4 protein-coding genes are annotated in these 8274 nt (G+C 47.2%); 1 reads left to right on the top strand and 3 read right to left on the bottom strand.

Annotated features, from left to right (window positions below):
- The coding region (locus tag L696_RS29030) for a helix-turn-helix domain-containing protein (protein ID WP_162472211.1) at positions 1-421 on the bottom strand (421 nt) is incomplete at its 3' end.
- Positions 422-1138: 717 nt separating this feature from the next.
- Here L696_RS29030 and L696_RS0126770 point away from each other — a divergent pair.
- Positions 1139-1726 carry a hypothetical protein gene (locus L696_RS0126770; RefSeq protein WP_025686380.1) on the top strand — a complete coding sequence of 196 codons (588 nt, stop codon included), beginning with the start codon at positions 1139-1141 and terminating at the stop codon, positions 1724-1726.
- A gap of 8 nt (positions 1727-1734) precedes the next feature.
- Here L696_RS0126770 and lpdD read toward each other — a convergent pair whose 3' ends face one another.
- Positions 1735-2085 (bottom strand): prenylated flavin chaperone LpdD, encoded by a 351-nt coding sequence (gene lpdD / locus L696_RS0126765; protein ID WP_025686379.1) that lies wholly within the window; start codon positions 2083-2085, stop codon positions 1735-1737.
- Between the two features lie 181 nt (positions 2086-2266).
- On the bottom strand, positions 2267-7771 hold the full coding sequence (locus tag L696_RS0126760; protein ID WP_025686378.1) for a S8 family serine peptidase: 5505 nt from the start codon (positions 7769-7771) through the stop codon (positions 2267-2269).
- Between the last annotated feature and the right edge of the window lie 503 nt (positions 7772-8274).

The following is an 8274-nucleotide window of genomic DNA, read 5'->3' as shown; positions in this document are numbered from 1 at the left end:
CTACACCTTCATAGAGTAGTAATGCAGCGACATGTCTTCCCTGTGCAAATAACGTTTCAGCAATGTCAAACAGTTTGGGCGAATAGAGTAGATTGTCCATGATGGATTCCGCCACTCGACGAATCGAGTCAAATTTGTCCAACTCCGCACAGCGATACAAAAATGGCTCGATCCGCCTCATATTCGGGGGAATGTCGATGATGTAGTTTTCTATAAATAAGTCGTAAAAGTAGCCTTCCGGTAAACCCATAGCCTCAGTAATGCAATCTAACTGGTTAGCGGACATAGACTTATTACCTGTCACAATACCACTTACTATCCCCCTATTAATGCCTGCAATATGTCCAAATTGCGTTAGACTCAAACCCTCTTGTTTTAAGTATCTGTCTAATTCTGTCCGTATCGTAGGTGTGATTTTCATGGATAAAACACCCTTTCAACGTGAAATCGTTATTATAGTTAAAAAATTATGTAATTGAGAAACAAGTAGTAAAATACATTTGTTTTATCGCTCATAATTGTACCATTTTTTAGAATAAAATCATACACCTTTCAGATATTTACTTAAGATACCTTTTCGGATAGTTTGCAAAGATTTCTTGATTAAGGGTATCATCACCTGATTGAACATTGATACTCATTTTCCTTTATGTATTATCAGCAGATTTAGCTCAAAATTGATGTATGTAACAGTCGAACAACGTCCACAATTTGCATATGGTATCGAGTCAAAAATTATAGTTGAGTCGCAGAGTGGAAGTGCTAGGAGCATATTTGTGGAAAATGAATGGTAATTTGATTTTAACCACCCCCGGTATATATAATATTGGATAAATTTAGAAGTATAATATTTTTACTGTCCCCAAATTCGGAGACGATTCCGGATTTTCCAAACTGCTCATGAGCAGAAATCAGCGTCCATAAAATAACTATGCGGTGTAGATGGAAGAGAGACACCAGAAAAGAATTGAAGAAGAATTCCGTGACCAGAAACGTGACCAAGCCATTAAAAAATAGTGAATTATTAGAAAAAGACATTAATACATAAGCACTTTTCGAGGTGATCGGGCATACAGTATTTTACCTATTACTGATAAAATGCGCTCCATGAGAGCATCCTGCCAAGGAGGTCGGAGCTATGGTATATCGTGCAACATCCCGCAGAAGGGGTTCGCCTCACAAACGCTTAAACGCTGACACACTCAGGAAAATATCCGCCGCCATGCTGCCATTTTACAAAGCTATTGCAACCCGCCGTGCTTTTGCCGTCCAATGGTCACGAGCTGTCGTGCATGGCAATTTGGATCGAATGAAGGCCCTTCTCTGCTCAGTAGCGCCATTTGCCGCCAAGCAAGGACTGGGCACGAACGGTATCGGCTATTTTATCTCCTTTTTGGCCCAGCCACCGATGCTGTATTATACGAACGGAACGACGATTCCACCCGGTACGGTGCAGTTTACATTTGAGCCGAGGGTTCACCGCGCCATCGCCAAAGCCGTTTTTCCGCTGTATCTCGAATTGGCACGCAATCGATGCTTTGCCTCTGCCTTAGCCAAAGCAATCAACAGGAAAGACCAGCGTGCAGTTAATGTAATGGTCCGTAGTTTAATTCCATCCTCTGCGTTAAAATCCGTGCAAATTGAGGATGATGGCTTTGCACTACTTTTTAAGTATCCCTTTAGTAAGTATCCCTATCGCAATCTACTCATTCGGGAGTTCACTTAAAAAGGTTGCTACAAGCGTGCTTGCTTGAGTTCTCCAACGAGCTCTTTTCCCAGTTGTATAGCCATGTCTGTCAGCACTCGGATCTCGTCCTTGGTTGCATGATCCAAATGCGCCCCGCAGCAAATTGCAAAGTTGCCCGCAAACTCTTTTCGCAAACGAACGGCAATTTCTTCGGTAATATAAAATTCCTTGTGGGCTTGCAATTGAACGGTTTGAATCGGCTCCAGTCTGGCACCTGCTGTAATCGTTCCCAGATGGGGCTGATCACCGCCGGAAATAAGTACAACTATGTCCTCTCCCATAAAATAGGCATCCAGCACAAGGCGGATACGTCCGCTTTCTTTTTCCAAATGAATCATATGATTCTCTCCTGTCTAAAAAAATAATATTGTGAATACATTCACTTTGTATGTTTCTATTCATTGTATCGCTTCCAGACCTGTTCCACAATTCAAAAATGACCCACAGCAAGCCTCCATAAATGGTAGCTTGCTGTGGGTCTTCTGTTGTTATTTTAAAAGAAACATTCCATGCACCTGATTAACGGATCGTGATGGTATGCGCAGCTTTACCGCTTGCGCCATTATTATCTGTCACCGTCAACTCTACGGTATACGTTCCGGCTGTGGTAAATTTATGCTTTATCTTGGAGCCTGACGCTGTATCGCCATCGCCAAAGTTCCAGCTATAGCTGACGATTTCACCGTCTACATCACGTGAGGCTTTTCCGTTAAACTGAACGTTCTTATTCTTCTTGGCTGAATCATTCGCCTGAATGATCGCAACTGGTTTCTCGTTAGAGGTCGGAGGATTCGGATCAGGGTCCTGCCCTCCACCCTTCGTTACATACAATCTTCCGGATGCTTCCGTCTCCACTTCATTTCCTGCTGCATCCCTTACCCGGATCACAATGACTCCGCCTTCCAGGCTCAGAGAGGAGGAAGTGAAGTAAATTCCTTCATAATGACCTGGCGAAGTTTCGTTTAGCGGAATTTCGTTTCGGGCCAAGGTGGTCAGATCGAAGGGCAATTCCACATGGAAGGATGCTTCCAATCCGGACGCACTGTCGAAGGATACCTGCACCGGTTGCCCTGGAGTGATACGCACATCCTCAGCAGGACTGATATTTTCCAGCTTCGGCAGAGCTGTATCGACATACACTGAACGGGTAACCGTCGTTACGTTCTCGGCAAGATCCTTGGCCGTTACCGTAATTTGATTTTCCCCTTCATTGATAAGCAGACGCTTGTTAAAGCTGCCGTCACTTCCAAATTCGGCTGGCTCACCGTTAATCGTCAACTCGGTGAGGAACTCGTCGTAAACTGTACCGGTTACACTGACGACACCCGCATTTGTACGAGCTCCTTCATCTGGCGAAGTCAAGATCAGACCCGGTTTAGTCTGGTCAAGTATGACGACCACCGGCTCGGAACGATCCGTCAACTTGCCGTATACCGCCGCCTGAACACTCAGCGGATTGGCACCCGGCTGAAGATCGACCGCCAGACTGAACTGGCGATCCTTCACCTTGGTTGTGCCAGCGAGTTCTTTACCGTTAAAGAGCTGGATGTCCGCCCCGTCTGCCGGGGAAGTACCTGTAACTGTGATTGTCTCTTCCTTCGTATACGTTGCCTTGGTCGGTGTTGTAATCATTGGCGCATTAACCGGATATCTGACAATCGCCCGGATCATGTAATTGCCCTCAGCCTCCGGTGATTGGCTCCATGCGCCGCTTACACCTTGCCAGCTACGAAGCGCATTGGGTCCACTTTCGTCTGTAGCAAGACCCGGAGATTGCGTGCCCGCGCTTGGCTGCGTATAGACGATATAGAAGTCGCCTTGAACCGTTACGGGTTCAGGGAATTGTACGGTCGTCCACTGTGTTTCATCCCGAACGGCTGTGCCGTCGAATGGGCCAGCCAGCAGACGTCCCGGTGCGCCCGCCGCACCAGATGCATCATAGACGGAGTATTTGAACGCCGTTCCTCCCGGATTCGGGAAGGCTGAATTCCAGAACAGAAGCGACGCTCCTGTCACTTGAGCCACCTCTGACTCAGGTGTCATTCTGACTGCCCAGGAGTTGCCTGCGGCGTTAAAGGCTCTTGCATTTTCCCCGGTACCGTCATCATAAGCGATACCTCCCTGAAAGCCGATAAATGGCTTCAATGTTACGTTCGCTTCCACACTACCGTTCGGAGGTGCTGTGACCGTGACACTGTCGCTGTAATAATTTTCCGCTGCAATGGATAATGTATAGGTCCCTTCCAGCACATCCAGCGTAAATTCTCCAGCCTCATTCGTCTCTACTGGAGCAATGCGTGCATCCTCCAGCACAAGCACTTTCGCTTTTCGGATCGGTTCACCGGATTGCTTATCGGTAATGACTCCGTGAATCGTACCATGAGGTACCGCTTGGAGACTAAAGTTCGCTCTCACCACTTTATTATTTTCAATAGTGACCTGTTTCGTTTGCGGCACATACCCGTAGGCTTCAGCCTTCAGCGTATAATCGCCAGCTACGTGAATGAAGCTGTATTTGCCCGTAGTAGGGTCTGTTTTCACCGAACGTCCGGTTTCCAGTACGGTAACTGTGGCGCTGGCTGGAAGACTGTCGAGACCGACACGTCCGCTGTCCACCGCTGTTTCCGTCGGCTTCACTTTTTCCTGAAATTCGCTCTTTTCAGTGCTTGTAATCTTGTACAGCGGGAATTGTTCTTCCGCTTTTTCCAGCTTGATATTCGACTCAGGTAATACATCTTTGGTCACTGTCGAAGCTGGAATGCCCAGCACACGGAAATCGTCAATGTACCAACCGTTTTTGTTCACACTATTATCCGACTTCAAACGGAAGCGGAATTGAACCTCGTTGCCGGTATAGCTATCCAGATTGTAATAAACCGGTGCCCATTTTTTACCACTCGTGTTGTGAGAGAATTTACCCAGCTCTGTCCACGTGTCGCCATTATTTTTGGACACTTCCACATAACCGTAGTCATAGCCTGCCTCAATTTCAAACCAGTGGTTGAAGGTCAGTGTTGCGTTCCTTACACCATTCAAATTCATTTTTGGAGAAACTAGCGAAAAGTCGGCTCCGTTCTCATAGCTTCCATCAAGATCGGTTGCCCATACGTTTGGTTTGGATACCGCACTCTCTGGTCCCACTTCTTTGGGGATGCCACGTTCCCATTCATCCTTGGTCCCGGAATGAGTCCAGCCGTTATCCGAGCTGCCGTCAAATTGATCGCTATACAGCGTATCCGGCACTTCTACTCTCAGAGAAGCCTCGTTCGACTTGGCACCCTCGTTACCACTGTAATCCTCGGCCGCCACTGCATAATGATAGGTCGAGCCGCCGACCGTAATCGTATCAGTGAATGTCAATCCAGAGGTTGTACCCAACGAAGTGTAATTTTTGCCCGATTGGGTGGAGCGATACACTTTGTACTGCTTCACGTCTTCATCGGATGGAGCATTCCAGGCCAGCGAGACGTTGCCGACCGTATCTGCTTCGGCAGTCAGATTGCTTGGCGCGGCGGGTGCAACGGTATCTGGCTCCTGAATCGACAGATCGTCGATATACCAGCCATCTTTTACAACCGTATTATCACTTGTAAAGTTGAACAGCAGGTATACCTTCTGACCTGCAAATGCTCGCAAATCGAGATATTGTGTTTTCCAGCCGTTGCTGGTGCCTGTAAATGATAATACCTGCTCAAATGCATTCTGACTATTTTGGGTTGCCACATACACTTTGCCGAAATCAGAATTGTTTTCAAGATCGTACCAATGCTTGAAGCTAACCAGTGCCCCTTTCGGGCTTTCGGTCAGATCAATTGGAGGAGCCATAAAATAACTGTTGGAATTGGTCTGGTATTGGCCTTCGAGATTGGTCGCCAGGACCTTCGTTCCCGAATGTGCACTTCCTGGGCCACTTACCGGGGTTCCCCATTTCCAGACACTACCCTGTCCACCGACATTAATACCGGCAATATCCTTTTCAAAATCCTGTGTGTAGCCAGGTTTGACGCCTTTGGAGACATTAACCTTGTACACTTCGGTTTCAAAACCGTTATTGCCGTAATCATTCACGCGAATATAGTATTCCAGACCGGCGCTATCCACCAAGAAAGTCGGGATGGACGCTTGATATGTACCATCTTTGCTGTCGCCGGAGGTCCGTTCCAGCGGAATATATACATAGTTTGATGTACCCGCTGTTCTGGCAAATGCCTCAACCGCTGTCACGCCGACATTATCTGTCACATGAGCGGTGAGATGTACATCCACACCTTCGAATACCGCAGCAGGCGGTGTATGCTCCAGAACAGGTGCTTCCAAATCGTCTCCACCTGTTACGACTTTACCGGATACGGAGCCCAAGCCCTGAACGACAGAGCCGACTGCATCCAGTGCATTAATGACACCATGTCCGTAGCCATTGTTCGGAGAAGTCGGATATGTGCTGTCCGTGCGTGGTGTAGCTGTATTTTCCAGAATTTCTTCCAGTTGATCCACGGTAAGCGAATGATTCGCTTGCAGCAACAGAGCCGCAAGTCCCGCTACATGAGGGCCCGCCATGGAAGTTCCGTTATACCCGCCTTTATAGGCACCTCCAGCAACGGATGATCGAATATTTACACCCGGTGCAGAAACCTCGGGCTTCACTTCGCCATATGGTGACGGTCCTAGCAGTGAAAAGCTGGCCAGCTTGTCATTGAGATCGGTTGCTCCAGTAGCAAAGGATTCTGGATAGTTAGCCGGATTCGCTACCGATCCAGGGCCACCCGGATTCGAAAGAGATGTATTACCTGCGGAGAACTCGGGGAATATCTGTGCATCCCGCCATGCTTGAACCACAGGTCGGAACCATTCATCGAGGCCGGGTCCGCCGCCCCACGAATTGTTCACCACGTCCGGTGCAAGCTCGGGATGAAGGTTACCTTGGGCATCTTTTGGCGCAAGCAGCCATTGACCGCCGTCCAGTATAATCGCATCCGTCGTTTCTGGATTAAAAATCCGAACCGCAATCCACTTCGCACCAGGTGCAACGCCTATTCGGTTCGTCCCATTTTCCTCGGAGCCAACCATCGTACCCATCGTATGCGTACCATGGGAACTGTCTTCCTGATCGACTGGAAGCGTCGCATGACTATGCGGATCGTACCAGCTCAACTCGGGATTCACGACATTGCCCGCCGCGTCCAGACCGCGCCATTTGCGATGCAGGGCTGGGTGAGTGTAGTCTACGCCTGTATCGAGATTGGCGACGACGATTCCAGTTCCATCGATTCCTTGTTCCCATACTTGGGGTGCATTAATATGTGATATATTCCATTCCACGGTAGACGGGTCTACAGCGTTCTTACCTGCATTGCCGGGCTTCGCCGATGTTTTACTATCGTCCTTCTCCAGCTCTACAGCTTTCTCTGCCGTTGCAGATTTTGCCGTGTCCGCTGTCGCTGTTTCAGCAGCTTTGGCGGCTGTTCCCTCTGCCTGCTTGTCAACCGTCACCTTTTGCAGATAACGTGTTTCATTCGGCAAAATTTTGTCTACCTCAGGCAACTGTGAAATATGGTCCAGCACCTCCTTGGTGCTTGTGACCGCCAGGGCATTGACAATAAAGTAGCTTTTATATTCCTTCACTCCACCGCTCTCCGATTGCTTATCCAAATAATTTTCAAGCCCGTATTGGGTTCTTGAAGCGGTTTCACGTAGAGAGCTGATCACATGGCTGCGCGCAGCCATTTTGGCAGCGGAGGGCGTTATTTTCTCAAGTGAGGCCTTCTGGAGAGCATTTTTGGAAACCTTGTTTGTGTCTACCTGTTCTTTTAATTTGACCAGATAGGTTACATAGTTGTTCTCCTCAAACTGTTTGGTCAGTTTCGGGGATACCTTCGCGGTCGTGACCTTGTGCGAGGCTGATTTCAGCTCCAGCTTGGAGCCATCCGGTGTGTTATTCGCCAAAGCGGGTTGGACAAATGAAAAGGCCATAAGCAAAGAGAGTCCGATAGATAGTGGTTTCTTGAATCGTTTAGGTTTAATCAATTACTTCTCCACTCCTTTTACTAGGTTTAATATTTCTGGTATAACCTGTACAAGAGTAAGACCTCATGCCTTGCACATCAAACCTACGGGCTGCACAACATGATATGGTGGGCAAACCACCTCCTTCATAGAATATAGAGGTATAAAACGATTTGGATTTTTCTTAGGTGAGTTTATTTCATAGGTGAGTTTGCGAATCTAAAATAGCAAGTGAGAAATTCAGCAGATACCAAGGAGAATAAGCAGGAGCACTTCGAAGAGAGAACATGTTATATCGTTACATTTTATATTAAAAATTGATATATAAACATATATTATGGATAGTATAAAGTTATCAAAACAGATATACAAGTCATTTTTTTGCAATTTCTTTGGAATTTTTAATTTTTGTATTTTCTATGTACGAAAACCCCTTTATAGCGGCTGCGTAAATAGTTGCATTACACGGTTAGCAGGTGTATGCAATCTCTGGACGAGCCGCTCAAAAGGATTTCCGAATTCTC

Origin of the sequence: Paenibacillus maysiensis (genome assembly GCF_000520815.1) — a bacterium.
GTDB lineage: Bacteria > Bacillota > Bacilli > Paenibacillales > Paenibacillaceae > Paenibacillus > Paenibacillus maysiensis.
The sequence above is the reverse complement of the archived record's forward strand: the minus strand, read 5'-3'. Positions and strand labels throughout refer to the sequence as shown.